Raw genomic sequence first — 26,418 nt, forward strand, 5'->3', positions numbered from 1 at the left:
ATATATAAAGGATTATGGGATGTTAGCAGGATAAGCTGGGATTTCAAATTTTGTATACAGTATACAAAACGTTTTTCACTGTCAAGGGAAAATCTGGGTGAATTTCGTGAGGATTCAAATGAAGTAAGAAGGGGTGCGGAACGGGGGCGCCGCGGGTAGTGGACTGGCCCAGGGCATGAAAAAATCGAGGTAAAACGCGCAGTGGCGTGGAAGCATTGGCAAAAATGACTGGGGCCGCGCCCGGTGCGACAGGGCCGACGCCAACCACACCGGCGCAGCATCCCACCGCCTCCTCGCCAGCGATAGGTGATGCCGACAAGGTTTGGACAAAATACCGTTCAAAAATATCGTCTAACGAAATAACCGACGTCAGTGCAGCGGGTGATCCTGTGCGTAGCGGCGGGCCTCGGCGAAGTCGTCGCGCCCGGCGTTCCTGGGAACGCGCAGCACCTGCCCCGGCCAGATGTGCTTGGGATCCCGGATCTGGTCCCGGTTGGCCCGGTAGATCAGGGGCCAGAGGTTGCGGTCGCCGTAAACCTCGGGGCGTGAGGCGATCAGCGGCAGCGATTCGCCACGGCGCACGGTCCAGGAGGCCACCTGAACCGGCTCCTTCGCCACCGGCCGGACCTTGCGCCGCTCCGCCTCGGCGGCTTCCCGCCGCGCCTTCTCGGCAGCCTGCGCCTTGACCAGGCGTTCTTCTTCCAGGCGGGCCAGGCGCTCCAGCTCGGCGCGTCGCTGCTCCTCGGCCAGTCGGGCCGCCTCGGCCAGCCGGCGCGCCTTCTCCTCGGCCACCTCCTGCGCGAGGAGGTCCCCCTTCAGGATGGTCATCTGGAAGTAGCGGTCCGCTTCCTCCTGCTCGCTCTCCATCAGGTAGGCGTCCCCCTTGAGAAACGCCTGCAGCACGCTCGCGTACTCGGCCGGGCGCAGCCGCTCCCCGCCTTCGAGCTTCAGCTGGTCCAGCTTGGCCGCGGCCTCATCGCGAAAACGCGGCGGCTGCGTTGCGCAGGCCGCCGCTGAGAGTAAAAGCAGCAGGATTATGAAACGGGCAAAAAGCCTCAAAGAGAGGACGCCCTACTGCTTCGCGGCGAGACGGATGCCCAGGTCGCGCAGCTGCAGCGTGTCGACGCCCGAGGGCGCCTCGGACATCAGGCAGGCCCCTTTCTGGGTTTTCGGGAAGGCGATGACATCGCGGATGGAGTCGGAGCCGGTGATCAGCATCATCAGGCGGTCCAGGCCGAAGGCGATGCCGCCGTGCGGCGGGGTGCCGTACTCGAGGGCGTCGAGCAGGAAGCCGAACTTGCCGCGCGCGCTCTCCTCGGAAAGGCCGAGCATCTTGAACATCAGGGACTGCACCTCTTCCTGGTGGATCCTGATGGAGCCGCCGCCGATCTCGTTGCCGTTGAGCACCAGGTCGTAGGCCTTGGCGCGGCAGCGGCCGGGGTCGCTCTCCACGTACTGCAGGTCCTCGTCCATGGGGGCGGTGAAGGGGTGGTGCACGGCGGCCCAACGCTTCTCCTCCTCGTCCCACTCGAGCAGCGGGAAGTCGGTGATCCAGACGAAGCGGAACACGTTCGGGTCGGTGAGCCCCATCTTGGCGGCCAGGTGGTTCCTGAGCTTGCCGAGGGAGTCGTTGACCACTTTCGGCTTGTCGGCCACGAACAGGAGCAGGTCGCCTTCCTTCGCGTCGAACGCCTTGTCCATGGTGGCGATCTCTTCCGGGGTGAAGAACTTGGCGATGGGCGACTGCCACCCTTCCGCGGTCATCTTCACGTAGGCGAGGCCCTTGGCGCCGTAGATCTTGGCGAACTCGGTAAGGTCGTCGATCTCCTTGCGGCTCATGGCGCCGGCGCCCTTGACGTTGATACCCTTGACGATGCCGCCGCCGTTGACCACGTCGGCGAAGACCTTGAAGCCGGAGTTCTTCACGATGTCGGAGAGTTCGACCAGCTCGAGGCCGAAGCGCAGGTCCGGGTTGTCCACGCCGAAGCGGCGGATCGCCTCCTGGTAGGTCATCCGCTCGATGGGGAGCTCGACCTTGACGCCGCGCGCCTCGGTGAAGATGCGGGCCATGAGCCCTTCCATCACGGTGATGATGTCTTCGCGGTCGATGAAGGACATCTCGCAGTCGATCTGGGTGAACTCGGGCTGACGGTCGGCGCGCAGGTCCTCGTCGCGGAAGCAGCGCACGATCTGGAAGTAGCGGTCGAAACCGGAGACCATGAGGATCTGCTTGAACAGCTGCGGGGACTGCGGCAGGGCGTAGAACTCACCCTTGTTGATGCGCGACGGGACCAGGAAGTCGCGGGCACCTTCGGGGGTGGATTTGGTCAGGAACGGGGTCTCCAGCTCGAGGAAGCCGTTGTCGGTCAGGTAGGAGCGGGTGAGCTGGGCGACCTTGGAGCGCAGGATCAGGTTCTGCTGCAGCTGCCCGGTACGCAGGTCCAGGTAGCGGTACTTGAGACGGATGTTCTCGTTGACGTCGACGAAGCCGTCCAGGGTGAAGGGAAGCGCCTTGGAGGGGTTCAGGAGCTTGCACTCTTTTACCAGCACCTCGACCTCGCCGGTCTTCATCTTCGGGTTCACGGTCCCTTCCGGACGCGCCGCCACGGTTCCTTTGATGGCGAGGACGAATTCGTTCCTGGCGGTCTCGGCCTTGGCATGCGCGTCGGCGTTTCTTTCCGGGTCGAAAACCACCTGGGCGACGCCGTCCCTGTCGCGCAGGTCAACGAAGATGAGACCGCCGTGGTCGCGCCGCTTGGCTACCCATCCCATCAGGACCACGTCCTGACCGATGTGCTCGGCCCGCAACTCGCCGCAATAACTGGTTCTCTTCCAATCGCCCAGAAAATCTATCATGTAAACCCTCCTTGGTTTTATCTGCAGGGAAATAAATCGCGTAACTATAACCAAAAACAAATTTTGCTTCAACCAAAAAGCACCCCCACGCCAGCGTTGTCCGACCCAGATGTTGCATTGGCCCCAAAGCCCCCCTCCCCTCGCGGGAGGGGGTTAGGGTGGGGGTAGGTGCCACATCTGCGGTCATGGCCAACGTCACCCACCCCCCTGCCCCCTCCCGCCTTCGCGGGACGCAGCGCTTCGGCGCGCAGGCCCGTCAAGGGAGGGGGAGAGTTGGAAACAGCGGAGGCAAAAAAGGCCCGGCAGAGTGCTCTACCGGGCCTTGGGCTCCCTTGCTTGGGGTACTTATTCGGATCCGCGCATGGAGACGTAGGCGGAACAGCGCTTCTGAGCGAAGTCCAGGTGTTCCAACATGGCGTCGCGGGCGCCGTCGGGGTTGCGGTCGCGGATCATCTCGTAGACCTTCAGATGGTGACTGAACAACAGCCGCTGGTCCTCTTCGGTCAGGTAGACGGCGCGCCAGACGTCGCGCTGGAACTCCTGCATCGCCTCGAAGATGCTCTGCATCATGTGCGACCAGACCACATTGTGGGTGGCGCGCGCCACCAGCATGTGGAAGTGGGCGTCGAAGTCCTCGGAGTGCTTGAGATCCTCGAGGTTCTTCCGCATCCCCTCGATGACGGCCTCGATACGCCGAATGTCCTCGGGGAGCGCGCGGGTCGCCGCGTACCACGCGGTCCACGACTCCATCCCCTTGCGCACCTCGATCACGTCGAGGGCGCGGTCGCCGTCGATGCGGATCAGTTCGGTAAGCGGCATAGCGGCCGAGTTCTCGACCAGGGAGCGTACCAGCGTCCCTCCCCCCTGGTACGTCTCGACCAGCCCCGACGAGGTGAGGATGTTGAGCGCTTCGCGCACCGAGGGACGGGAAACGCCGAACAGCTCGGCCAGTTCGCGCTCGGGGGGAAGCTTTTCGCCGGGGTTGAATTCACCCGCCAAAATCGAGCTGCGGATCTGTTCCGCGATCTGCGTCGATACCTTTTTCGGTTTAATCGGCGTAAATTTCATGAGGCACCGATACTACATTAGAGTGGCTAAGGCAACAAATTTTTAGGGTCTGGCCGCGCCGACCGCGTCAATTTGACGCACACGTAAACACTTTTTCGGCCTGCCGCACCGCTCCCGTTCAGGCATTGAGGCTCATCTGCAACAGCTCGGTCAGATGGATCACCTTGACCGGCGGGTTGGCCTCGGAGAGGGCCTTTTTCAGCTGCAACAGACAGCCGGGGTTGCTGGTGACCAGGTAGTCGGCGCCGGTCTTCTGGACGTTCTGCACCTTGCGCGAGAGCACCCGGTCCGACATCTCCGGCTTCTCGATGTTGTAGGTGCCGGCCGAGCCGCAGCAGGCGTCCGCCTCGGGGAGCTCGCGGAAGTCGATCCCGGGGATCAGGTTGATCAGGGCGCGGGGCTGGCTGCGGATGCCCTGGCAGTGGGCGATGTGGCACGGGTCGTGGTAGGTCACCTTGAGCGGCAGGGGCTTGAGCTTTTCCTTCAGCGCCCCAGCCTCGGTGGCCAGGATCTCGGAGATGTCGCGCACCTTTGTGCTGAAGGCGGTGGCGGCGGCTTCGCCGTCCAGGTGATGGCCGTACTTCTTCAGTTCGGCGCCGCAGCCGCCGCAGTCGGTGACCACGAAGTCGAGCTCGTGCGACTGGAACAGGTCGGTGTTGAAGCGCGCCGCATCCTGGAGCCCCTCGATGTCGTGTCCGAGCATGTTGGGGGCGCCGCAGCACTTCTGGTCCTTGGGGGTGACCACCTTGTAGCCCAGGGCGGAGAGGAGCTCGACGGTGGCGAGGCTCGCCTCGCTGAAGATGAGGCTCATGACGCACCCCAGGAAGAAGCCGACCGTCCCCTTCTGCTCGCCGACCGCGGGGGTCACCTCGCTGATGGTCTGGCGCAGCGGTGCCTCGGGAAGCTTGGGCAGCAGCCCCTCCATCCTCCCCAAAGCCGCCGGGAACACCTTCAGTAGCCCCAGCGAGCGCACCACTTTCTGGAGGCCGGTGCGCTGGTAGAGCCTCAGCGGCGCCGTGGCCGCCTCCAGCCGGTCCGGATGAGGCACCAGCTTTCTCAGGATCAGGTCCTCCATGGTGGAGAGCCCCTGCTCCTGCTTTCTCTCGCAGCGGAACTCGGCCACCAGTTCCCCCGCGTTGACGCCGCAGGGGCAGGCCGAGGCGCAGGCCTGGCAATCAAGGCAGAGGGAGACGTATTCCAGGAACTTCTCGCTCTCCACCAGCTCCCCCTCCTGGAACTTGCGCACCAGCGCCACGCGGCCACGCGGCGAGGCGGTTTCCAGGAAAGTTTCCTTGTAGGTCGGGCAGTGCGGCAGGCACATGCCGCAACGCATGCAGTTGATCAGCTTGACGTAATCCATGATGGCCTCTTTGTTCTCTGACTGGTCTGACTGGTCTGACGTCAGACTAGAAGATTTTCCCCGGGTTGAGGGTGCCCCTGGGATCGAAGGCGCCCTTGATGCCGCGCATGACGCGCAGGCCCGACTCACCCACCAGCTTGGGGAGGTACTTCTTCTTGGCAACGCCGACCCCGTGCTCGCCGGTGATGGTCCCCCCCATGGCGATGGTCGCCTCGAATATCTCGCCGAAGGCCTGGTGCGCCCTCCTGATCTCGTCGGGGTTACGCTCGTCGGTGAGACAGGTGGGGTGCAGGTTGCCGTCCCCGGCGTGACCGAAGGTCCCTATCAACAGGTCGTACTTCTTGGCCGTGTCCTGGATCAGCTTCACCATGGGCGCGATGCAGCTTCTCGGCACGGTGGCGTCCTCGAGGATGGTGGTGGGGCGCACCCGGGCCAGGGCGGAGAGCGCCACGCGGCGGGCGGTGGCGAGCTTGAGCGCCTCCTCGGGACCGGCTGCGGTCTGGAAGAAGGAGCAGTGGTGCCGCTCGCAGATGGCACGGATGCCGGCTGCGTCCTCCTCGACCTGGGCGGGATGCCCGTCCACCTCGATGAGGAGCACGGCATCCACGTCCAGCGGCAGCCCCACGTGGGCGTAGTCCTCGACGCACTTGATGGTGGTGCGGTCCAAAAACTCCAGGGTCGCCGGGATGATACGCGCGGCGATGATGTGCGACACGGTGAGCGCCGCCTGCTCGAGCTGCGGGAAGTGCACCAGCATGGTCTTCTTCGCCTGCGGCTTCGGGATCAACTTGACGGTGACCTCCGAGAAAATGCCGAGGGTCCCTTCCGAGGAAACCAGGAGCTGGTTCAGGTTGTATCCCGCCACGTCCTTGACCACCTTGCCGCCGGTCTTGAGCACCTCGCCATCGGCAAGGATCGTCTTCAATCCCATGACGTAGTCGTCGGTGACGCCGTACTTGAGCCCCCGCAGGCCGCCGGAGTTCTCCGCCACGTTCCCCCCCATGGTGGAGATGTTCATGCTGCCGGGATCGGGAGGATAGAAGAGCCCCTTGGACTCCACCTCGCGATGCAGGGTCGAGGTGATGACGCCGGTCTCGACCGTCGCGGTCAGGTTCTCCTCGTCGATTTCGACGATCCGGTTCATCCTGCTGGTCTGCAGCACCACGCCGGCATCGAAGGAGATGGAGCCGCCGGAGAGGTTGGTCCCCGAGCCGCGCGGGGTGACGCGCACGCCGGCCCCGTTGCACAGCGCCAGCACCTTAGAGATCTCCTCGGAGGTGCCGGGAAGAACCACGGCTCCCGGCCGGCTTTGCAGTTCGGGAGTCGAGTCGTAGCCGTAGCAGGCAAGTGATTCAGGGTCGGAAAGGGTATGTTGCTCCCCCACTATCTCCGAGAGCGCTTTTATGAAACTCGTTTCCATGACGATGATTCCTTTCTTGGCAAAGTGATTGTCCGTGACCCCGTGCCGCTACTGCAGGAACAGGGGCAGATAGTACGGTGCTACCAGTGCGGTGAAGACGGCGGCGATGGCCATGGCCACCCCACCCATCGCCCCAGCGGTCTCGCTCTCCAGCAGGGCCACCGCGGTCCCCTGCCCGTGCGACACGGTCCCCAGGGCCAGCCCGCGGGCGACCGGGCTCTGCACCCGGCACAGGGTAAGCAGCGCGGGCCCGGCGATGGAGCCGATCATCCCGGTGGCGACCACGAAGGCGGCGGTGAGGCTCGCCTCTCCCCCGTTCAGCCGGGAGATTTCGACTGCGATGGGCACGGTTACCGATTTGGGCCCCAACGAGAGGAGCACGCCGCGGTCCAGTTGCAGCACCCGGCCGACCACGAGCGCCGCGGCCATGGTGGTCAGGGAACCGGCGACGACGCCGGAGAGGACCGGGAGCGCATGTCGCGTGAGCACCTGACGGTTGTGATAGAGCGGCAGCGCCAGCGCCACCGTAGCCGGCCCGAGCAGAAAGGTCATGAAGTCCTTCGCGGGTCGGTAATCCTCCAGCGTGAGTCCGGTCGCCTGCAGCAGGGCGATGAGGGCCACCGTGCTCAGGAAGACCGGGTTCAAAAGCGGGCTCCGGTAGGTGAGAAAGAGCCAGCGGGTGGCCAGGTAGGCCCCCAGGGTGAGCAGCACGAAAACGATGAATAGTACCTGGCTCACCGCTCCCTCCTGCGCTGCAGCAGCTGCACCGACACCCCCGTCACGGCCGCGCCGGCGAGGGCACTCAGCAGCAGGATGGCCAGCAGCGCCAGACCGCTTTGCCGCATCAGGGAGCCGAACGACATGAGGCCGACCGAAATCGGGATGAAGAAAAAGGCAAAGTGCTTCAGGAGGAACCCGCTGGCAGCCTCGATGCAGGCAGGCTTCACCAGACCGCTCGCCAGCAGGGCGAACATGAGCAGCATCCCGGCCACGTTGCCGGGGAGGGAGAGATGCAGGGCGCCGACCACGAACACCCCCAGGCGGAACACCAGCCAAAGGAGTACGGTCTGCCAGATAATCTTGATGAGGTTTGTCGCCATGCTGTGGGCCCTTCGCACTTTTCAGGCGGTCCGTTTCGCTGCAGGAATCGAAGTGGGGGGACGCGGGTAAGGACCGTGGGGTTCCCGCCGCCGCAGGGCGGCAGGAGATCCCCCGGGAGGTGCTGCCTCCCGGGGAATGCTGCCGTCTATCAGGGGATCATCCAGGGGAAGACATAGGCCTGCAGCGCTACGATGACGCCCATGACGGTGGTAAGGAACAGGGCGTGCTTCAGGGTGAAGCGGAACAGGTTCCCCTCCTCGCCCACCAGGCCGGTGGCGGCGCAGGCGACGGCGATGGACTGCGGGGAGATCATCTTGCCCATGACGCCGCCGCTGGTGTTGGCGGCGCCGGTCAGGAGCGGGTTCATGCCCAGCTGCTCGGCGGTCACCTTCTGCAGGCCGCCGAAGAGGACGTTACTGGAGGTGTCGGAACCGGTCAGGAACACGCCCAGCATGCCCAGGAACGGCGAGAGGAACGGGAACATGGCGCCCGCCTTGGTGAAGGAGATGCCCATGCTGGTGGTCATGCCCGAGGCGTTCATGACGAAGGCAAGGCCGACTACGGAGGCGACGGTGACTGCGGGCCAGCGCATGTCGTACAGGGTCTTGCCCAGCACCTGGAAGAAGGAGCCGACGCCGACGCCGCAGATGAGAGCCGAGATGATGGCCGCGATCAGGATTGCGGTGCCTGCTGCCGACATGAAGTTGAAGGTGAACTTGGCGGCAACCTTGGCCGGAAGCTGGTCGGTGACGGCCTTGTCCAGCGCCTTGAACTGCGCCTTGTCCACGGTCTTGGCCTCGACCAGTTCCTTCTGGATCTTCTGCAGGTCCTTCTGCTTCTTGTCGACCGCGTCGTACGCGGCCAGCCGCTCGGCGGTGACCACCGCCTTGCCGACGGGAAGACTCTGCTCGACTGCCAGCACCTTGTCTTCGAGCGCCTGCAGTTCGGTCAGGCCGGCGGCCAGGGCTGCCTGCTTGGGGTCAGCCGGGGCGAGGAGCGCCGCCTGCTTGGCAGCTTCGGCTTTCACCGCCGCGACCTTCTTGATGCCGTCCTCCGGCTTGGACACCTTCTTTACGATGGCGTTGTCCAGACCGGCGATAGGAATCACCACCTTGCTCTTATCCAGGTAGGTCTTGACGGAAGGGATGCCCCAGATCAGCACCATGATGGTGAGGACCAGGTAGGGAGCCCAGGCGCGGAACATCTCGGCGCCGGTGTAGTCATGGCTCTCCTTGCCGCTGAACTCGGGCTCGTGGTCGAAGGTCCAGACGGTGGGGGGCTGCCAGAACTTGAGCAGGATGACCAGGGCGGCCAGGGTCAGAAGGGAAGCGGTGACGTCGGGGAGGTAGGGACCGAGGTAGCTCGCGGTGCCCCACTGGGCCACGGCGAAGGTGACGCCGCAGACGATGATGGCAGGCAGCACCTCGATGGTCTTCTTCCACCCCGCCATGATCATGATGACGTAGAACGGGATGAAGACGGAGATGAAGGGGAGCTGGCGCCCGACCATGGTGGAGAGCTTCATGAGCCCGGCATCGTCGTACCCCATGACGCCAGCCAGTGCGACGACCGGGATGCCGATGGCGCCGAAGGCGACCGGAGCGGTGTTGGCAATGAGACAGACGCCCGCCGCGTAGAAGGGGCGGAAGCCCAGGCCGACCAGCGTGGCGCCGGCGATGGCGACCGGGGTGCCGAAGCCGGCGGCCCCTTCGATGAAGGCGCCGAAACAGAAGGCGATCAGCAGGGCCTGCAGACGGCGGTCACCCGTGAGACCCGCCAACGAGGCGCGGATGACCTCGAACTGCCCCCCCTTGACCGTGATGTTGTAGAGGAGGATGGTGGTCACCACGATATAGAAGACGGGGAAGAGACCGAAGGCGGCGCCGTGCAGGGTGGCGAGTCCGGCAAGTTTCGCCGGCATCTGCCATACGAAGATGGCGATGGCGATGGCGGAGGCGACCGCCAGCGGGCCGGCCTTGTGGGCCTTCATCTTGAAGACGGCCAGACAGACGAAGATGACGACGAGGGGGATGGCGGCAACCAGCGCGGACATCGCGAGGCTTCCCGCAACGGGGGTGTAGCTCTGAATCCATGGCATGACTGTTGTTCTCCTTTGGTTCGTGATGCTGGTATGGGCGGCAATAAGATGGCTATCTCAATCGAAAATCGAATACGTTGGCAACGGCCCCTGCTAGCTGACGCCCACTGCCTGATATGCGGAGAACAGGGCAATCAAACCAAGTTATACATTTTGGTAAGGCCAATTAACCACCTTTTCAGAACACTGTCAAGTTATTTTGCATACGCTATATAAATAGCTTTACTCATGCGGTTTTTTGGACTAGGATATTTTGGCCATATGGTAATATCTTTTTTATCATATACCTGGAGCCCGTTTCGCCGAACGAACGTATGACAGAAAAACCGAACAGGTTCCAAGTGATTTAAAACAGCTTTACCCTGATCAAACCAGTGGCTCTCATGAGGCGGCGGCGATTGACGCGGGTGATGCCAAAAGCGATGGAGGAAGAACAGCTATGTACGAGCAATTTAAGGCCAGGGCAGTCGGGGTCGGGGCGGAAGTGCACCGGGTCGGCACCTGCAGTGACGCGGTCGAATTCATCCTCTCATTTTTAAAACAGGAGGGGATTGCCGAAACTCCGGGGAGCTACGCGGTCTGGGCCAAGGGTTCGTTCCTGGAGGCGGTAGACCGGGGAGCGCTGGCCGGGGTTCCGGGGCTGGGCTTCGAGGTGACCAGGGAGCGCGCGGCACAGGCCAAGGTGGGTATCAGCGACATGTCCTTCGCGGTCGCCGATACCGGTTCCCTGGTGCAGGACCAGGCGGCGCCGGACCAGCGCCTGGCGTCAGCGCTGACCGGCATCCACATCGCGCTGGTGCCATCGGGCAACATCGTCGCCGACAAGACTGCCCTCTTCACCCGCATCAATCCCAAAAGCAGCCGCTACATAGCCTTCATCACCGGCCCCAGCCGTACCGCCGACATCGAGCGGGTCCTGACCATCGGCGTCCACGGGCCGGAGCGGCTCATCATATTGTTTGTCGACGAGTTGGGAGGGGAGCAGAGATGAAACAGGAATTCAAGGCAAGCATCAACCGGGCTTTGAACGACGCCAACCTCACCGGCGCGTTGGGCAAGTTTTCCGAAGCCTACAAGGTGAACCGCACCAAGGCGTACGAGGGGATCGATTTCGAGGAACTGCGCGGCCGTATCGCGGAGGCCAAGTCGGCGGCGGCCTGTCACCTGGACGAGGTGGCGGAGACCTTCCGGAAGAACGCCGAGGCACTGGGCGCCAAGGTGTTCCGCACCCGCGACCCTGAAGAGGTGAAACAGTACATCCTCAAGGTGGCGCGCGAAAACGGCGTCAAGAACGTGGTCAAGTCGAAGTCCATGGCCACCGAGGAGATTCACCTTAACCAGGCGCTGCTGCAGGACGGGATCTCGGTGGCGGAGACCGATCTCGGGGAATGGATCATCCAGCTCGCCGGCCAGACCCCGTCCCACATGGTGATGCCCGCCATCCACATGACCAAGGAAGAGGTCGCCGACATCTTCAGCAAGGAAGTGAACGAGCGGCTGGACACCGACATCCCGCGCCTGGTCAAGGTGGCCAGAAACGAGCTGCGCCCGAAGTTCCTGGAAGCCGACATGGGCATCTCCGGCGGCAATATCGCCGTCGCCGAGACCGGCTCCATTGTACTGGTGACCAACGAGGGGAACGCGCGCCTTGTGACCACCCTGCCCCGCATCCACGTGGCGCTGATCGGCGTCGAGAAACTGGTCGAGAAGTTCGAGACGGTGGTGCCCATCCTCGACGCGCTTCCCAGGAGCGCCACGGCGCAGCTTCTCACCAGCTACGTCTCCATCATCACGGGCCCTACCCGAAACGACGACGGCTCGGAGAAGGAGTTGCACATCATCCTGATGGACAACCAGCGCACCGAGATGGCCAAGGATCCCAAGTTCAAGCAGGCCCTGCAGTGCATCCGCTGCGGCTCCTGCCTGAACGTCTGTCCCATCTTTCGGCTGGTGGGGGGACACGTCTTCGGCAAGGTCTACACCGGCGGCATCGGCACCATCCTCACCGCCTGGTTCGACGAACTGAAAAAATCCGAGGAGATCCAGGGGCTGTGCATCCAGTGCGGCAACTGCACCCAGGTCTGCCCGGGCAAGCTGGACATCCCCGAGATGATCATGGAGATCCGGCGCAGGCTGGTGCTGGAAAAGGGGCAGCCCCTGGTGCAGAAGGCGATCTTCAGCGTGGTCAACAACAGGAAACTCTTCCACGGCATGCTGCGGGCCGCCTCGGTCGCAGGGAAACCTTTCACCTCCGGAAAGTTCATCCGCCACCTGCCGCTGTTCCTTTCCGAGCTGACCGACGGGCGCAGCCTCCCGGCCATCGCCGAAAAACCCTTCCGCGACCTCTACGCCGGGATCGAGCAGCCCAAGGGGAAGGAGAAGGCGGTCTTCTACGCCGGCTGCCTGATCGACTTCGCCTACCCGGAAACGGGCGTGGCGCTGGTGAAACTGCTCAACAAGGCCGGGATCGAGGTGATCTTCCCCGAGGAGCAGACCTGCTGCGGCGCACCCGCACTCTACAGCGGCGCCTACGAGGTAGCGGCACAAAACGCCGCAGACAACATCACGGCACTCCTCGAGCAGGATGCCCAGTACGTCGTTTCCGCCTGCCCCACCTGTACCGTCGCGCTCGCCCACGACTTCGCCAAGACGCTCGAGGCGGTCGGGCGGACCGAGTGGCTGGACAAGGCGCGCCAGCTCGCCGAGAAGACCGTCGATCTCGCCACGCTGGTCAAGCGGCTGGTGGACCAGGGACGCCTGAGCTTCCAGGAAGGCGCCGACCTCGGCAAGATTACCTACCATGACTCCTGTCACCTGAAGCGGACGCTGAAGGTGTCGGAACAGCCGCGCGAACTGCTCCAGCAGGCGGGCTACCAGGTCGAAGAGATGTTCGAATGCGACATGTGCTGCGGCATGGGCGGCTCCTACTCGATGAAGCTGCCGGAGATCTCGGCGCCCATCCTGAAGAGGAAGCTGAAGAACATCAAGGATACGGGGGCGCCGCTGGTGGCGATGGACTGCCCGGGATGCGTGCTGCAGATCAGCGGGGGCTTCGATCAGGACGGGGCGCCGGTGCGGGTGAAGCACACGGCGGAACTTTTGGCGGAACGGCTGAAAGATTGAGGTAAGGGCACAGCAGGAAAAGGAAAAGCCGCTCGGAAGAGCGGCTTTTCTCTTTGCAGCGGACTACTACCACATCCTTGTTACGCCTTCAGTTTGGCAGCCTCCGGCTTGGCGAACAGCGCCTTCACCGCGCCGATGACGAGCATGGCTGCAGGAACCATCTGGCCCGCGACGATGACAGCGGCAAAGCCCATGAAAGCCCAGACAAGGATGCCAGGCTCATCCGCCTGCGCACCGTTAGCGGCAAAAGCCGACGTTGCCGATGCGACTGTTGCGATGATCGAGGTGATAGGTGCTTTCGCTCTCATGACATCCTCCTTTTAGGATCGGTTGTTAGCCTGCTGGTTTCATGAAGAGCATCATCCGTGCCAGACGCGGAGCCGGCGCCCACCACGATCCAAGCCGCTGAAATCACAACATTTTACAGAATCGCTGCAGCTATGGCGCAATCAAGGGACGGCGCCGATAGTATGTTTTTTTCATACACCTGAGCGCCGCACTTCCTGCCCAGCCCCCTGCCCTCTCAGGCAACCCACTGAAAAGACAAGGGTTATCTCCCATCGCAGAGGTGTATAACCGCCACATGCGGCCACTGTTCAAATGGGGACTGGCTCCGCCAGGTGCCTGTCCCCTTGGTGCTTATGGAAGACGGCTGAAGCAGAAAGGAGCGTTCCGCTAGAGGGACAGGCACCTGACGGAGCCTGTCCCTTCTGACGCGGTCTACTTGGCCTTGGTCATCTCCACCTCGATGTTGATCTTCACCTCGTCGCCGACCGCTACTCCTCCTGCTTCCATCATCTTGTTCCAGATCAGCCCGTAGTCCTTCCTGTTGATGGTGGTGCTGGCCGACGCGCCGCGCCGCAGGGTGCCCATCGGGTCCTTGATCTCGGGCGAAAGGCCTTCCACGTCGAGTACCACCGGCCTGGTCACACCGTGCAGGGTGAGATTGCCCATCAGCTTGAAGTTCCCGCCGCTCCCCTTGGTTACCCCGGTGGACACGAAGGTCATGGTGGGGTACTTGGCGACATCCAGGAAGTCGGGACTTTTCAGGTGAGCGTCGCGCTTGGCGACTCCGGTATCGATCGAGGTGGTATCGATGGTCGCGGTGACCGAAGACCTGCTGAGGTCGCTGTCATCGATGTTGACCACGCCGGAGACCTTGCCGAACACCCCCTTGACGTTGGAGACCATCAAGTGGCGCACCTTGAATCCTATGCTGCTGTGGTCGGAGTCTATGTTCCAGGTGGCAGCAGAAGCAAGCACAGGTGCTGCAAAAAGAAATGCTGCCGTTACCAAACCGGCAACCCGGGCCGCTGTCAATCTGATCATGGTTATCCTCCTCTGTGTCACTTGGCCGAACCAAACGACGATATGAGTGTCGTGCAACACCCTAATAATACCATTAAGGTCCTGTTTGTCGACAATTAGAATAACGCTTGGCAGGGGGGAGCGCGGTGCAGCCACCGGGCTTCAACGGATGGAGAAGGTAGGAAAGACGTGTAGGAAAGTGTGATGCAGCCCTGTGGTCAGGCGGAATCGAGCCAGTGCACGCAAGGGCAGCTGCCCCCGATGGTAAACCCGGATCAGGCGGTGGCGCCCCTGCGCTCAACGCCGAAATATGGCTCGCGACACGGCGTGCGTACCGGGTCGACCCCGATGCGGACCCACCCCGACCTGCGCCTGAAGCTGGCGATGGCGCCGGACTGGATCAGTTGCTCCAGCATAAAGTCTTTGACGTAGTCGTACTTGTTGTCGTCGTAGCTCACCTGAATCAGCATTACGCCCTCCATGGCTAGAGATGCGCCCGGCAATCTCTATCGAAACGATGCCCCTACCTGTTGCTGCCGGACACAAACTTTAGCACAAGTTAGTAAAAAAGTCTAAACTTCAACTATGAGAATTCCCGGCCCGTGCGAGACAGGCGGGCCTCCCCTGAAACAGTAACAGGGGAAAACCAAATGGCTTTCCCCTGTACAGTATCGACAGCAAAAAATGGAACTTTAAAAAAAGTTGAAACTATTCACCAAGGTAGGTGTAGGACTGCAGCGTCTTGTCCAGCAGTTCCAGGAAGTGGCTGCTCTCCTCGATGGATACCTTCTGCAGCGAGACGTCCTTCTCCAGGTTGTTCCTAACCCGCTTCAGTATCTCCTGGGCATCGTACTGCACGTACTTCAGGCTTTCCCAGGTGGCGTCGCCGGTGATGACCGTGTCGATCTTGTAGTTGGTCTTCTTGTTGAAGGTGATGTGCACCGCGTTGGTGTCACCAAACAGGTTGTGCATGTCGCCCAGGATCTCCTGGTACGCGCCGATCAGGAAGAAGCCGATGTAGTACTGCTCGTCCCCCTTGATCTTGTGCAGCGGCAGCGCCTTGGTCCTGCCGTTCTCGCCCACGAAGCTGGTGATCTCGCCGTCGGAGTCGCAGGTGATGTCGGCGATCGAGGCCAGCACGTCCGGCTTCTCGTCCAGGCGCTGGATCGGCACGATCGGGAAGAGCTGGTCGATGGCCCAGGAGTCCGGGATGGACTGGAACAGCGAGAAGTTGGCGAAGTAGGTCTGCCTCAGGCTCAGCTGGAAGTTCTGCAGCTCGTCCGGGATCGGCTTCATCTTCTCCACGATGGAGTTGATCTTCCTGATGATCTTCGAGTAGATCCACTCCGCGTTGGCGCGCTCGGCCATGTTCAGGTAGCCCAGGTTGAAGAGGCTCACCGACTCCTGGATCAGCTGGATGGTGTCGTGGTAGTCCTCGCGCAGGGAGTGCTTGTCGATGCTCTTGTAGATGTCGACCAGCTTCTTGACCGTCGGCGAAAGCTTCTCGGTCTCGGTCAGGATGAACTCGAAGTCCGGCATGAGCGTCTGGGTGTTGTTGTTCAGCACGTCGGTGATCAGCACCGAGTAGTGCGCGACGGTGGCGCGGCCGGACTCGGAGATGATGTTCGGGCACGGCACGCCGGCGTCGTCACAGATGTTCTTCACCTGGTAGATGACGTCATTGGCGTACTCTTCGAGCGAGTAGTTGACGCTGGAGAAGTAGCTCGACTTGGAGCCGTCGTAGTCGACGCCGAGGCCGCCGCCGATGTCCAGGAACTCGAGGTCGACGCCGAGTTTGCGCATCTCGGCGTAGATCCTGGTCCCCTCGATCAGGGCGTTCTTGATCTTGTCGATCTTGGTGATCTGGCTGCCGACGTGGAAGTGCAGCAGCTTCACCGTGTTCAGCATGTCGTTTTGACGCAGCATGTCGATGGCTGCGATGATCTCGGAGATGCGCAGGCCGAACTTGGCGTCCTCGCCGCCGGAGGTGGACCACTTGCCGATCCCCTTGGAGGAGAGCTTGACGCGGATGCCAAGCTTGGGCGTGATGCCGGTGCGCTTGGCCACCTCGACGATCTTCTCCAGTTCGAACAGCTTCTCCACCACGATGGTGATGTCGTAGCCGACGCGGGTGGCGAAGAGCACGGTCTCGATGAACTCGGTGTCCTTGTAGCCGTTGCAGATGATGGGGAGGTTGCTCCCGGTCACCATGGAGATGGCCGCCACCAGTTCCGGCTTGGAGCCGACCTCGAGACCGATGTTGTACTTCTTGCCGAAGTTGGCGATCGCCTCGACCACCTGGCGCTGCTGGTTCACCTTGATCGGGTAGAAGGTCTGGTACTTGGCCGGGTAGTTGTTGTCGTGAATGGCGTTCTTGAACACGCGGCTGATCGAGGCGATACGCCCCTCCAGGATGTTCATGAAGCGCAGGAGGATCGGCGGCTTGATCTTCCTCTTGATCAGGTCGTCGACCAGCACCTTGAGATCGATGGAATATTTAGAATTGGGGGTCGGATGCACGCAGACGTTGCCCTTCTTGTTGACCGAGAAGAGTTCGGCGCCCCAGTTATCGATGTTGTAGATCTTCGAGGAATCGTTGATGGTCCATTTAGCCATGTTCAGTTCACCATGTTCAGCAAAGTGGGATGTTGACAGTCATCACGACAGACGGTTCTTGAAATCTTCATAGCCGAAGCTGCGCACCACGCGCAATTCCCCGGTCTGCGGCTCGTAGGTACAGATGTGCGGCAGTTGGATGCCGTTGAACGTGGTCGTTTTGACCATGGTGTAGTGCGACATGTCCAGGAAAGCGAGCTTCTCGCCCGGCACCAGCTCGTGGTCGAAGGACCAGTCGCCGATGACGTCGCCGGCAAGGCACGACGGGCCGCCCAGGCGGTAGTCGTGCGCCTTCTCCCCCGGCAGGTACCCGTTCTGGATCTCGGGACGGTAGGGCATCTCCAGGATGTCGGGCATGTGGCAGGTGGCCGAGACGTCCAGGATGGCGATGTCCGCCTCGTTGTGCACCACGTCGAGCACCTCGGAGACCAGGATGCCGGTGCCGATGGCGATGGCCTCGCCCGGCTCCAGGTAGACCTCGAGGTCGTACTTCTCGCGGTAGTAGCGCACCAGCTCCACCAGGGCGTCGATGTCGTACCCCTCGCGGGTGATGTGGTGCCCGCCCCCCAGGTTCAGCCACTTCATCTGCGGCAGGAACTCACCGAAGTTCTCCTCGAAAACCTTGGAGGTCCGCTCCAGGGGATCGAAGAGCTGCTCGCACAGGGTGTGGAAATGCAGCCCTTCCACGCCGGCGAGCGACCTGCCCTCGAACTCGGAGCGCAGGATGCCCAGGCGCGACTTGGGGGCCGCCGGGTCGTAGATCGGGGTGTGCCCCTCGGAGTGCCCGGGGTTGACCCGCAGACCTACGGAGACGCGGCCGGCGTACTGCTCCCACATGGGGCGGAAGCGCTCCAGCTGGTGGAACGAGTTGAATACCAGGTGGTTGGAGGTGGTGAGGAGCTCCGCCACGTCGCTTTCCTTGAAGGCGGCGGAGAAGCTGTGCACCTCGCGGCCGAATTCCTCGCGCCCCAGGCGCGCTTCCCACGGCGAGCTGGCGCAGATGCCGTGCAGCGTCTGGGAAATGATCGGGAAGACGCTCCACATCGAAAACGCCTTCAGCGCCAAAAGGATCTTGGCGCCGCTGCGCTTTTGCACCTCGTCGAGTATGGCCAGGTTATGGCGCAGCCGCCCCAGGTCGACCACGAAGGCCGGCGCGGGAGCAAGCTGCGTCATTTCTTCTACGTGCAGTCTGGTCACTTACAGTTCCGCCCAGTCGCCACCGTCGACTACCACGGTGGGGAGGCCCATCGGGCCCAGTTTCTCGACAAACGGTTCCGGATCGAACTGCTCCATGTTGAACACGCCCTCGCCGCGCCACTTGCCGGTCAGCATCATGACGGCGCCGACCACGGCGGGGACGCCGGTGGTGTAGCTGATGGCCTGGCTCTTCACTTCGCGGTAGCACGCCTCGTGGTCGCAGATGTTGTAGATGTAGACCTGCTTGCGCTTGCCGTCCTTGATGCCGCGGGCGATGACGCCGATGCAGGTGCGCCCCTTGGTGAGCGGACCGAGGCTGCCCGGATCCGGAAGCACCGCTTTCAAAAACTGCAGCGGCACGATCTTCTGGCCGTTGAATTCGACCTCGTCGATGCGGGTCATGCCGACGTTCTGCAGCACTTCGAGGTGCTTCAGGTAGTTGTCGGAGAAGGTCATCCAGAACTGCGCCTTCTTGATGGTCGGGATGTGCTTAACCAGCGACTCCATCTCCTCGTGGTACATGCGGTAGATGTTCATCGGGCCGATGCCGTCCGGGAAGTCGAAGACGCGCTTGGTGGCCAGCGGCGCGGTCTCGACCCAGTCGCCGTTCTCCCAGTGACGGCAGGGAGCGGTCACCTCGCGGATGTTGATCTCCGGGTTGAAGTTGGTGGCGAAGGGCTGGCCGTGGTTGCCCGCGTTGGCGTCGATGATGTCGATCTCGTGCACCTCGTCCAGGTAGTTCTTGGCCGCCAGTGCGGTGTAGACGTTGGTGACACCCGGGTCGAATCCGGAGCCCAGCAGGGCCATGAGCCCCTTCTCCTTGAAGCGGTCCTGGTAGGCCCACTGCCAGCTGTATTCGAATTTTGCGGTGTCGAGGGGCTCGTAATTGGCGGTATCCAGGTAGTCCACGCCGGTCGCCAGGCAGGCGTCCATGATGGTCAGGTCCTGGTAGGGCAGCGCCACGTTGATGACCAGCTTGGGCTGCTCGCGCTTGATCAACTCGATCAGTTCCGGCACGTTGTCGGCGTCGACCTGGGCGGTGGCGACCGGGAACTCTATCTGCTCCGCGATGGCGCGGCACTTGGATTCGGTGCGGGAAGCGAGGGTAATGGCGGTGATCACGCCGGTTGCCTGGGCGCACTTGTGCGTAACGACCCCACCTACGCCACCTGCCCCGATAATCAGTACTTTGCTCATTTCACTTACTCTCCTCTTTCAATAGTAAAACGTTGGGGGTGTCACAACCCAGAGCAGCTTTGCCGCGCTCTTTCCTACATTTTTCACAGCATGTTTGCGGTCCGAGGAGAAGTAGAAGCACTCCCCCTTGTCGACCGTATAGAGTTTGTCGTCCAGGCGTAACTGCACCTTGCCGGAGATGACGAAGCCGAACTCCTCGCCCTCGTGGATGGGCTGTTCGTCCATCTCGCCGCCGGGGTCGAGCGTCACCAGCACCGGGTCCATCTCGCGGTTCTGGGCCCCCGGCACCAGGAGCTCCACCTTGACGTTGTCGCCATCGTCCGTCGCCTGCACCCGGGCGTCTTTTCCGAAGACGATGTCCTGGTCCACTTCCTCGCTGAAGAACTCCTGCATGCTGATGCCGAGTACGTCCACGATGTCCTTCAGCGTCGCGATCGACGGCGACGTGGCATCGTTCTCCAGCTGCGATATGAAGCCCTTGGTCAGATCGGCGCGGCTGGCCAGCTCCTCTTGAGTCAGCGAATTGGCCATCCTGAGCCTCTTCAACCTCTCACCGATTTTCAAGTGTCCTCCCCGGTTTAGTAACAGTAAACCTTTTGTATTTTGGCAATGTATTGCGTTGCCGGAATTTTGTCAACAAAAAGTTTAGTAATGGTATACTTCCTGTTTAACATTTAATATTCATTAATTTTATCCTTGCGGCAACTACCCGATTCGACGTCGGTTTACACGATAAAGCGGGGAGATCTATTGTATACGGATGCGTCTATCACACATGGGATAGAACCGGAAAACCGCCAGCAGTACCAGCCGCCGAAGCAGCCTCAACGTATACCGGTCCATGCTAACTAGCTGTTGAGCCGTTATTTTTTTTGTGCTACTACTCGTTGACCGGCACGCTCTTTCCTGTGCCGACGCACCAGGGGACTGGCTCCGCAGGTGCCTGTCCCCCTATCACAGGTCCCTTTTCACACTCCAGTCAGAGGAAACAGCATGAATCTTTTAGACGGCAAGAAGTGCGCTGACAGCCTGATCGCGGGGATCGCGAAGCAGGTCGCGCGCCACGTGGACGCGGGGCTCAGGAAACCGCACATGACGGTGATCCTGGTCGGCAACCACGCACCCAGCGAGTCCTACGTCAAATCGAAGATCACCACCTGCTCGCTCTCGGGCTTCGACAGCAACCTGATCCGCCTTGCCGAGTCGGTAACCGAGAAGGAGCTCCTCGCGCTCATCGCCGAGATCAACGAGGACAACTCCACCGACGGCGTCATCGTGCAGCTGCCGCTTCCCAAGCAGATCAACGCACAGCGGGTGATCAACGCCATCTCTCCGGACAAGGACATCGACGGCTTCCATCCCACCAACTTCGGTCGCATGGCCCTGGGGCAGAAGGCCTTCCGCCCCGCCACCGCCTACGGCATCTGCAAGCTGCTGCAGTTCTACCAGGTGCCGGTTGCCGGCAAACACTGCGTGGTCATCGGGCGCTCCAACATCGTGGGCAAGCCGATCTCCATCATGCTCTCCAACGACTTCGACATCGGCAACGCCACCGTCACCCTCACCCACATCGAGACCCCGCGCGAGCTGCTGCTCGACGAGACCCGCCGCGCCGACATCGTCATCGTCGCTGTCGGCATCCCCGGCTTCGTCACCCCGGACATGGTCAAGGACGGCGTCACCCTGATCGACGTCGGCATCAACCGACTTGAAAACGGAAAAATCGTCGGCGACGTCGCCTTCGATGCCGTCGCTCCCAAGTGCGAGTGGATCACCCCCGTCCCCGGCGGCGTCGGCCGCATGACCGTGGCGGCGCTGATGATCAACACGCTCGCCGCCTACCAGAACAACTTCGAACTCGCCTAACGGAGAAGCAGAACCCGTTCAACGTTCAACGTTCAACGTTCAACGTTCAACGCTCAACTCCGTGTCCGCCCTCTGGGAGAGGGTGGCCGAAGGCCGGGTGAGGGCACTGCCAACTGCTGCAATGTCACTTCGTGGCGCTGCCCTCACCCCAACCCTCTCCCGGAGGGAGAGGGAGTTTTAAAGCAAGGTACACATAAGAAAAGGGTCCCGGCATTTCCGCCAGGACCCTTTTTGTTGTAACAACACTAAGCCTTCTGTTTTTTATCCTGCCGTTATCCCTTTTATCCCCTTCATCCCTGTTAATCCGCCTTAGAGAATGAACTGCGAGATGGTGTAGGCGACCACGGTGGAGACGCCGACGCCGATCAGGCCGGGGATCATGAAGCTGTGGTTCAGAAGATACTTGCCGATGCGGGTGGTGCCGGTACGGTCCATGTTGATGGCGGCCAGGTCGCTCGGGTAGAAGGCGAAGAAGAAGTAGGCGTAGCTTGCCGGCATGAGCCCGAGCAGCAGCGGGATGGGAAGACCCAGCGCCAAGCCCAGCGGCAGCGTGATGGCGAGGGTCGCGGCCTGGCTTTTCACGAAGGCTGAGATGCAGAAGGTGGCGATAGCGAAGGTCCAGGGAGCCATCTTGACCATGATGCCGATGTTGTCCACCAGGTACTTCTTGTTGGCGCTGATGAAGGTATCGCTCATCCAGGCGATGCCGAAGATGGATACGACTGCGATCATGCCGGCAATGAAGACGCTCGAGTTGGCGATGTCCTTGGCCTTGACCTTGGCGGCGAAGAGGATGAAGGCGCCGTAGGCGAGCATGATGAACTGCACCACGGTGGTCATCGGGACCGGCTTCTTGTCGGCTGCCAGCGGGAGCAGCCACGGGCAGCTTGCCATCAGGATGATGGTGCCGACGCCGGCGAAGAAGAGCGCTACGGAAAGCTTGGCTACGGTGGAGATCTTCTTGTCCAAGGTGGTGACGTCGGCATCGAGCCCTTTGCGGAATTCGGGATCCTGCAGGCGCCCCTGGAATTCGGGGTCCTTTTCGAGATCGAGACCGCGGTTGAAGCTCCAGGCTGCGGCGGCGAGCACGCCGATGACGCCGGCAGGCATGGTGACGGAGATGATGTCGATCAGGGTCACCGGGTGACCGGCCTTGGCGGCGAAGCCCAGGAAGAAGGTGACCGCGGCGGCCACCGGGCTCGCCGTAATCCCCATCTGCGAGGCGACGCTCGAAATCGCCATGGGGCGCTCAGGACGGATCTTGGTCTTGATGGCCACGTCCGAGATGACCGGCAGCAGCGCGTACACGGCGTGGCCGGTGCCGCAGCAGACGGTCAGGAAGAAGGTACAGAGCGGCGCCAGGATGGTGACGTACTTGGGGTGGGCGCGCAAAAGCTTCTCGGTCAGCTGCACCAGGTAATCGAGGCCGCCCGCCACCTGCAGGGTTGCCGACGCCGTGACCACCGCCAGGATGATCAGCATTACGGCAATGGGGGGCTCGGAGGGGGCACTGCGGAAACCGAGCACCAGCACCGAAACGCCGAGGCCGCCGATGAGGCCGAGCGCCACGCCGCCTTTGCGGATACCTATGAGGACCGCGCCGAGTACCAGTATGAATTGGATCCAGAACATCGCTGCCATGACAACCTCCTATGTTGCTCTTGGTTAGCTTTGGCGAGGACAGGCCGCCTCGCGTCGTTATCTAACCTTGCTAGAGCAGGCTTGATGCCAGGATCCGCAATTTCGCATAAGACGTTGGAATTACATCAGAGAACGTCACCAAAGCCGCAACCGCAAATAAAAAATGCCATAACCTTTGGCTATGGCATCGAATCTCTACAGCAGCAAACACCCATGAAATCAGCGAGTTAGTGGCGGATATAACGCGAGGTTATCATTATAACCGAAGGTTATGCCTCTTCATGAGACGGAAAAACCACCTCCCCAGGAGGAGGGGGGAGGCAGGGAGGGGGTAAGCCTTCAGGAGTGCATCATCTTGAGCCGCTTGCTAAGCGCGGGCTGGGAAATGCCCAGCAGCCGCGCCGCCAGGGTCTGGTTGCCGTTGGCGCGCGCCAGCGCCTCCTGGACCAGGAATGCGGCTGCGTCGCTGAAGGTGGGAAGCTCGTCGAAGCCGCTGAACGGGTTCTGTCTCGGGGGGGCCGCGGTGGTGGGACCCGCCTCGGCCTGGGCCGACTCGACCGTCTTGACGAAGCTGTCCATGGAGAGCATCCGGTCGCGGTGCACGCTGACCGCGTCGAAGACCATCGCTTTCAGTTCCCTGACGTTGCCGGGGAAGCTGTAGGTGGAGAGGAACTGCGCCAGCCCCTTGGGGGGCGTCGGCTTCTTCTTGCCGAGCGCCTCGGCCGCCTCGGCCAGGAAGTGATCCAGGAGCAGCGGGATGTCGCCGCGCCGCTCCCTGAGAGCGGGAATCTGCACCCGGTGCGTACGCAGGCGGTAGTACAGGTCGCGGCGGAACTTCCCCTCCCCTTCCTTGGCGGAAAGGTTCTGGTGCGTCGCCACGATGATGCGCGCCTTGAGACGCTTGGGGAGGTCGCACCCCAGCGGATAGTACTCGCGCTCCTGCAGAAGCCGCAACAGCTTCACCTGTGACGGGATGCTCAGGTCGCCGATCTCGTCCAGGAAGAGCGTCCCGTCGCTTGCCTCCTCCACCATGCCGCGGCGCGCCTGGTCCGCGCCGGTATAGGCGCCGCGCACGTGCCCGAACAGGGTGTCGGCGAAGACGGTATCGTCCAAACCCGCCACGTTCACCGTGACCAGCTTGCCGCGGCAGCCGCTCAGCCGGTGCACGGCTTGGGCGATCAGCTCCTTCCCTACCCCGCTCTCCCCGGTGATCAAGAGCGGCTGCGGACTCTTGGCCACCGCCTCGATATACGCGAAGACGTCCAGCATGCTGCGGTCGCCGGTGACGATGGCGGAGAACGCCTCCGGGTGCGACAGCTCGCGCGAGATCAGGCGGCTGGACACCTCCTGGAACTCGCTTCTCATCTCCACCATGCGGATCGCCCGCAGCACGCTGCCGACGATGCGCTCCTCCTCGTCGGTCTTGACGCAGTAGTCGAAGGCGCCCAGGCGCATGCAGCGCACCGCGGTCTCCAGCTGGTTCAGCCCGCTCAGGATGATCACCGCCGTGTCGGGGTAGCGTTCCGCGATCTGGGCCAGCACCTCCTCGCCGGAAAGGTGCGGCATGGTGAGGTCGAGCATGACCAGTCCGATGCGCTTCTCTTCCAGTATCGAGAGCACCTGGCGGCTGTCGCTGCAGGTGGTGATATTGTTGATCCCCCCGGCGGTCTCCAGGGTGAGGGTCAGGGAACCGAGCCAATCGGGTTCGTCATCGACCAATAGGACGCCGAAATCGGGGTAGAGGGTCTCGGTCACGCGTCAACCTCCTTGTGATGGGCGGGCAGGGTCAGGGTAACCGTGGTGCCGCTGCCGTCGGATTGAAACTCCAGGGTGCCCCCATGCTCCTTGACGATGCCGGCGGAGACGGAAAGCCCGAGGCCGGTGCCGCCCTGGTCCTGCTTGGTGGTGAAAAAGGGGTCGGTCAGGCGGGAGAGATGCTCGGGGGCGATGCCGGTCCCCTCGTCGCGCAGCCTGAGCACCACCGAATCCCGAAAGACGTCGTGCCAGGTAACCAGCTCGATGCCCCGTTCCGGGTCGGGGAGCGCCTGGCAGGCGTTCAGGATCAGGTTGACCAGTACCTGTTCGATGCGCTGCCGGCTGCCGCGCACCCGGGGCAGCCCCTTGCGGTAGCCGACGCTGAAGTTGCGGGTCGCCTTGCGGATGGTCGGCTCCACCAGCCGCACCGCCGCCTGGGCCGCGGTGTTCAGGTCGATGACGTCATTGCCGCTGGTGGTGTCCTGGCGGGCGAAATCCTTCAGGTCGTCCACGATCCTCTTGATGCGCTTGCCGGCGTCCTGGATCTTCGCCAGCGACTTGGGCACCTCCTGGCGCATCCTGGAATACGGCAGCCCGCCGCAGGTGAAGTCGCCGTTTTCCTCGTAGTAGCGCTCCAGGATCTTGGTGGCGTCGGTGTGGAAGCGCTTCAGGATGGGCGCCTCCAGCAGGATGATTCCGGTCGGGTTGTTGATCTCGTGCGCCACGCCGGAGACCAGCACGCCCAGCGCCGCCATCTTGTCCGCCTGCACCAGTTGCTGCTGGTTCAGCCGCAGTTCCTCCTCGACCTGGCGCCGTTCCGCGATCTCCCGGGTCAGGTCCGCGGTTCTCAGGGCCACCTGCCGGTGCAGGGTACGCGACCAGAGGGCGAAGATACTCAATAGGAGGAAGAGCGGCACCACCACCACCGCGGCGTACTTGACGATGGTCCACCAGTCGATGGGCGTGGTGTCCACCACCCCGAGCCACTTGTTGTGAATGGCGTCGTACTGCCCGGTCTTCTTGAGGATGGCGAGCCCTTCGTTGAAGCGCGACAGGAGCTCGACGTTCCCCTTGTCTACCGCGTAGCAGTAGCGCTGGGTGGCGACGTTGCGCACCACCGGCACCAGGTTGCTGAGCTTCAGCTCCCGGATCATGTACATGCCGGGGACGATGGCCACCACGGCGTATTCGACCTTGCCCGAGGCGACCAGCCGCAGGGCATCGGCAGGGGTGTCGGTCAGGGTGAGTCTCCCCCCCAGCCCCTGCTTGATCAGGTAGTCGTGCATGATGCCGCCGCGATGCACCGCGACCGTCTTCCCCTTGAGCTCTTCCAGGGAGTTGACCGAGGGGTTGTCCTTGCGGCCGAAGATGGCGTGGTTAACCACGGCATGAGGCACGGAGAAGTCGACCTCGCCGGCGCGCTCGGTGGAGTAGGACATCCCCTGCAGCACGTCCACCCGCCCCGACTGGAGCGCGTCGCGCATCTGCGACCAGTTCCCCAGGCGGAACTCCACCTTCATCCCCATGACCTCGGCGATGGCGCGGGTCAGGTCGACGTTGTAGCCGGCGGGCTGGCCGGAGCGATCGATGAACTCGTAGGGGGGATAGTCACGGTCGCCGCCGACCACGACGGTGCGGGGCTGGACGGCACCGGCCGCACCGGCTGCCAGTGGTGCAGAGGGAGCGGCAAGAAGACAGAGGGCGAACAGGGTGAAAAAGGCGAGGAGGAGGCGCCCCCTCCCCTGCCAGGGGAGGAGCTGCGCTGGTCCGGTGTGCATGCGGCTGGTCCGAAGCGGACGGCGTTCCATGGTC

At 62.4% G+C, this 26,418-nt stretch carries 21 protein-coding genes; 3 read left to right on the forward strand and 18 right to left on the reverse strand.

Going from position 1 to position 26,418, the window contains the following annotated elements:
* Positions 1 to 369: 369 nt before the first annotated feature.
* The 8 genes from H7687_RS14910 to H7687_RS14945 all read right to left on the reverse strand — a co-directional run bounded on the left by H7687_RS14910 (position 370) and on the right by H7687_RS14945 (position 9,903).
* Positions 370 to 1,059, reverse strand: coding sequence for a LysM peptidoglycan-binding domain-containing protein (locus H7687_RS14910; RefSeq protein WP_183348772.1), 690 nt, complete (start codon positions 1,057 to 1,059; stop codon positions 370 to 372).
* Positions 1,060 to 1,071: 12 nt separating this feature from the next.
* Positions 1,072 to 2,856: an aspartate--tRNA ligase gene (aspS, locus tag H7687_RS14915; RefSeq protein ID WP_183348774.1), complete on the reverse strand. Its 1,785-nt coding sequence runs from the start codon at positions 2,854 to 2,856 to the stop codon at positions 1,072 to 1,074.
* Between the two features lie 345 nt (positions 2,857 to 3,201).
* Entirely contained in the window at positions 3,202 to 3,924 is a 723-nt protein-coding gene (locus tag H7687_RS14920) for a FadR/GntR family transcriptional regulator (protein WP_183348776.1), read from the reverse strand.
* A gap of 118 nt (positions 3,925 to 4,042) precedes the next feature.
* Positions 4,043 to 5,284, reverse strand: a complete 1,242-nt coding sequence (locus tag H7687_RS14925; RefSeq protein ID WP_183348778.1) for a (Fe-S)-binding protein — start codon at positions 5,282 to 5,284, stop codon at positions 4,043 to 4,045.
* 46 nt (positions 5,285 to 5,330) lie between these two features.
* Positions 5,331 to 6,704 carry an FAD-binding oxidoreductase gene (locus tag H7687_RS14930; RefSeq protein ID WP_183348780.1) on the reverse strand — a complete coding sequence of 458 codons (1,374 nt, stop codon included), beginning with the start codon at positions 6,702 to 6,704 and terminating at the stop codon, positions 5,331 to 5,333.
* 48 nt (positions 6,705 to 6,752) lie between these two features.
* Positions 6,753 to 7,442: an LrgB family protein gene (locus H7687_RS14935; RefSeq protein ID WP_183348782.1), complete on the reverse strand. Its 690-nt coding sequence runs from the start codon at positions 7,440 to 7,442 to the stop codon at positions 6,753 to 6,755.
* Entirely contained in the window at positions 7,439 to 7,804 is a 366-nt protein-coding gene (locus H7687_RS14940; RefSeq protein WP_183348784.1) for a CidA/LrgA family protein, read from the reverse strand. Before H7687_RS14940 ends, H7687_RS14935 begins: the two co-directional genes overlap by 4 nt.
* A 149-nt stretch (positions 7,805 to 7,953) precedes the next feature.
* The gene (locus tag H7687_RS14945) at positions 7,954 to 9,903 is read right to left on the reverse strand and encodes an L-lactate permease (RefSeq protein WP_183348786.1); all 1,950 of its coding nucleotides are present in this window, start codon (positions 9,901 to 9,903) and stop codon (positions 7,954 to 7,956) included.
* A 439-nt stretch (positions 9,904 to 10,342) separates the two neighbouring features.
* Between H7687_RS14945 and H7687_RS14950 the strand changes: the two genes are divergently transcribed.
* Complete coding sequence (locus H7687_RS14950) at positions 10,343 to 10,894, forward strand: LutC/YkgG family protein (RefSeq protein WP_183348788.1); 552 nt, start codon at positions 10,343 to 10,345, stop codon at positions 10,892 to 10,894.
* Positions 10,891 to 13,026 carry an L-lactate dehydrogenase (quinone) large subunit LdhH gene (gene ldhH / locus H7687_RS14955; protein ID WP_183348790.1) on the forward strand — a complete coding sequence of 712 codons (2,136 nt, stop codon included), beginning with the start codon at positions 10,891 to 10,893 and terminating at the stop codon, positions 13,024 to 13,026. The genes H7687_RS14950 and ldhH overlap by 4 nt, the downstream gene beginning before the upstream one ends.
* 80 nt (positions 13,027 to 13,106) lie before the next feature.
* On the opposite strand, the gene H7687_RS14960 is transcribed toward ldhH, so the two are convergent.
* The 7 genes from H7687_RS14960 to H7687_RS14990 all read right to left on the reverse strand — a co-directional run bounded on the left by H7687_RS14960 (position 13,107) and on the right by H7687_RS14990 (position 19,908).
* Positions 13,107 to 13,334 (reverse strand): hypothetical protein, encoded by a 228-nt coding sequence (locus H7687_RS14960; protein ID WP_183348792.1) that lies wholly within the window; start codon positions 13,332 to 13,334, stop codon positions 13,107 to 13,109.
* A 412-nt stretch (positions 13,335 to 13,746) separates the two neighbouring features.
* Positions 13,747 to 14,355, reverse strand: coding sequence for a YceI family protein (locus tag H7687_RS14965; protein ID WP_183348794.1), 609 nt, complete (start codon positions 14,353 to 14,355; stop codon positions 13,747 to 13,749).
* A 254-nt stretch (positions 14,356 to 14,609) separates the two neighbouring features.
* Positions 14,610 to 14,804, reverse strand: a complete 195-nt coding sequence (locus tag H7687_RS14970; RefSeq protein ID WP_183348796.1) for a GSU3473 family protein — start codon at positions 14,802 to 14,804, stop codon at positions 14,610 to 14,612.
* Between the two features lie 238 nt (positions 14,805 to 15,042).
* Positions 15,043 to 16,950 (reverse strand): biosynthetic arginine decarboxylase, encoded by a 1,908-nt coding sequence (speA, locus tag H7687_RS14975; protein ID WP_183348798.1) that lies wholly within the window; start codon positions 16,948 to 16,950, stop codon positions 15,043 to 15,045.
* A 42-nt stretch (positions 16,951 to 16,992) separates the two neighbouring features.
* The gene (nspC, locus tag H7687_RS14980) at positions 16,993 to 18,123 is read right to left on the reverse strand and encodes a carboxynorspermidine decarboxylase (protein WP_371877579.1); all 1,131 of its coding nucleotides are present in this window, start codon (positions 18,121 to 18,123) and stop codon (positions 16,993 to 16,995) included.
* Between the two features lie 24 nt (positions 18,124 to 18,147).
* Complete coding sequence (locus H7687_RS14985; RefSeq protein WP_183348803.1) at positions 18,148 to 19,344, reverse strand: saccharopine dehydrogenase family protein; 1,197 nt, start codon at positions 19,342 to 19,344, stop codon at positions 18,148 to 18,150.
* 18 nt (positions 19,345 to 19,362) lie between these two features.
* Positions 19,363 to 19,908 (reverse strand): helix-turn-helix domain-containing protein, encoded by a 546-nt coding sequence (locus H7687_RS14990; protein ID WP_183348805.1) that lies wholly within the window; start codon positions 19,906 to 19,908, stop codon positions 19,363 to 19,365.
* 429 nt (positions 19,909 to 20,337) lie between these two features.
* Here H7687_RS14990 and H7687_RS14995 point away from each other — a divergent pair, with 429 nt between their 5' ends.
* On the forward strand, positions 20,338 to 21,210 hold the full coding sequence (locus H7687_RS14995) for a bifunctional 5,10-methylenetetrahydrofolate dehydrogenase/5,10-methenyltetrahydrofolate cyclohydrolase (protein WP_183348807.1): 873 nt from the start codon (positions 20,338 to 20,340) through the stop codon (positions 21,208 to 21,210).
* Positions 21,211 to 21,519: 309 nt separating this feature from the next.
* Here the strand turns inward: H7687_RS14995 and H7687_RS15000 are convergent, their stop codons facing one another.
* From H7687_RS15000 to H7687_RS15010, 3 genes are all read right to left on the reverse strand, one after another.
* Positions 21,520 to 22,851 (reverse strand): anaerobic C4-dicarboxylate transporter, encoded by a 1,332-nt coding sequence (locus H7687_RS15000; RefSeq protein WP_183348809.1) that lies wholly within the window; start codon positions 22,849 to 22,851, stop codon positions 21,520 to 21,522.
* Between the two features lie 339 nt (positions 22,852 to 23,190).
* Positions 23,191 to 24,606: a sigma-54-dependent transcriptional regulator gene (locus tag H7687_RS15005; RefSeq protein ID WP_183348811.1), complete on the reverse strand. Its 1,416-nt coding sequence runs from the start codon at positions 24,604 to 24,606 to the stop codon at positions 23,191 to 23,193.
* Positions 24,603 to 26,414, reverse strand: a complete 1,812-nt coding sequence (locus H7687_RS15010) for a transporter substrate-binding domain-containing protein (protein WP_246404918.1) — start codon at positions 26,412 to 26,414, stop codon at positions 24,603 to 24,605. The genes H7687_RS15005 and H7687_RS15010 overlap by 4 nt, the downstream gene beginning before the upstream one ends.
* Positions 26,415 to 26,418: the final 4 nt, after the last annotated feature.

It is taken from the genome of Geomonas paludis, from assembly GCF_014193585.1.
Taxonomy (GTDB): Bacteria; Desulfobacterota; Desulfuromonadia; order Geobacterales; family Geobacteraceae; genus Geomonas; species Geomonas paludis.